This is a genomic window from Trichococcus sp. (assembly GCF_049589555.1).
In the GTDB taxonomy this organism is placed as follows: domain Bacteria; phylum Bacillota; class Bacilli; order Lactobacillales; family Aerococcaceae; genus Trichococcus.
The window spans coordinates 1-1,962 of the sequence record NZ_JBAWAZ010000038.1 but is presented as its reverse complement, the minus strand read 5'-3'; the positions used below and the strand labels follow the sequence as shown (position 1 = coordinate 1,962).

Sequence of the window (1,962 nt, the reverse complement as noted above, 5' to 3'; positions counted from 1 at the left end):
GCGGCGGACTCTGGATCGCCTCATGGGGCGGCTTCAAGAACCGGATCCATTCCATCGCTTTTGCGATCGGGGCCATGGGTTTATGCACCTTCGGGATGGGTGTGATCCCGAATTTCTGGATTTACCTTTTCCTGATGGGTCTCGTCGGTCTCGTCATCCCGCTCCTTAACGCTCCGAGCATGACGCTGCTGCAGGAAAAGGTCGAGGAAGATTTCCTTGGCCGCGTCTTCGGCGTCCAAAGCATGGTCTCAAGTTCGATGATGCCGCTGGGGATGCTGATCTTCGGACCGCTCGCTGACCGGATGGCGATTGAGATACTGATGGCCGTATCGGGTGTATTCATGATGGTCGTGGCCTTCTTCGCCATCCGTGACCGGGTCCTGCTGGAAGCCGGCAAACCGGAAGTATCAGACACCGGGAAAGAATGAAACTAGAGACTGGAGCTGCCGCATCGGGCAGCTCTTTTTTGTGGTTGTCCGATACTCTGTGGTTATCGGACACTGAAGCGCAAGACGAGCAACAAAGCATAATTGTTGGCAAACCACAAAGAAGAACCCGTCTGATTTTTGGACGGGTTCTTCTTCATTATTAGTAGTAGTTTACAATCCGCATTTCAGCTGCGCGCCGCAGTTGGTGCACGTGTTGCAGCCGCCAAGATCTTCGACCGTACCTTGTCGGCAGATCGGGCAGGTGTCGCCGATTTCGTTGCCGATAGTGACATCGGTTGATGTGAGATTGGCTATCGAATCAACCAGGAAAGTCTTGTCCTTGTTGATTTTGACGTGCTCTTTCTCTTCCTCAAGCTTAGCTTCGTCATCCCAAACGTTTTCTTCGGCTTTCAGCGTCAGCACCTGCGAATCGCGGCTGCCGTCGACGTAGACCGTACCGCCCTTGGCTCCGCCCAGGTAAAGGCGCTCGTAGATTTTTTCGACTTGATCGACTGTGTAGCCTTTCGGCGTATTCACCGTTTTCGAGATGGAGCTGTCGACCCAGCGCTGGATCGTCGTCTGCACATCGACGTGCTCTTCAGGAGCAAGCGTCATGGCGGTCGCGAAATAATCAGGCAACTGATTCGGATCGGCATCCGGATGACGATCCAGATATTCTTGGACGATATCCGCCTTCACTTCGATGAATTTGCCGAGACGGCCGCTGCGGAAATACGTGAACGAGAAGTAAGGTTCCAACCCGGTGGAAACGCCGGCCATCGTGCCAGTCGATCCGGTAGGCGCCACCGTCAACAGATGCGAGTTGCGGATGCCGTATTTCAGGACGCCTTCACGGACATGCTCCGGCATTTTTTTCATGTAGCCAGTGTTGATGAAACGCTCGCGCAGGATCTGCGTCTCTTTTCCGGTCTGTCCGACCAGGAACGGGAAGCTGCCGCGCGTCTTCGCCAACTCGATGCTTTCCTCGTAGGCCGCCACTGCGATCGTTTCGAAGACTTGATCAATCAGCTGCAGGCTTTCCAGTGAACCGTAGCGGACGCCGCAATAGATCAGCATATCCGCCAAGCCCATGATCCCCAAGCCAATCCGTCGTTCGCCAAGCGCTTGTTTTTTGTTCTCCTCCAGGAAGTAAGGGGTGGAGTCGATGACGTTGTCCTGCATATGGATACCGGTGCGGACAGTCTGTTCCAATTTGGCGAAGTCGACCATCTGCAGGTCCTTGTTGACCATTTCAGCCAGATTGACTGCGGCCAAGTTGCAGACGGAATAGGCTGCCAATGGCTGTTCGCCGCAAGGGTTGGTCGCGACGACTTTTTGACCGTAGGCTACCGCATTCGTCATTTTGTTGGCGTTGTCGATGAAGAAGATGCCAGGCTCTGCCGCGTAAGTGGCGCAGACATTGATCAGCCGCCACAATTCGCGGGCTTTGACGGTCCGGTAGGTGCGGACGGCGTTGCCGGTAGCTTCCCATTCGCGGGCATCGCCGCAGTTGGTCCATTCGGCATCGTAGTGC

2 pseudogenes are annotated in these 1,962 nt (G+C 55.0%); one reads left to right on the top strand and one right to left on the bottom strand.

From position 1 onward, the window contains the following. Positions 1 to 428: pseudogene (locus WBV27_RS01830) on the top strand (MFS transporter); the annotation flags it as partial. 171 nt (positions 429 to 599) lie between these two features. Here WBV27_RS01830 and WBV27_RS01825 read toward each other — a convergent pair. Continuing rightward, positions 600 to 1,962: pseudogene (locus tag WBV27_RS01825) on the bottom strand (vitamin B12-dependent ribonucleotide reductase); the annotation flags it as partial.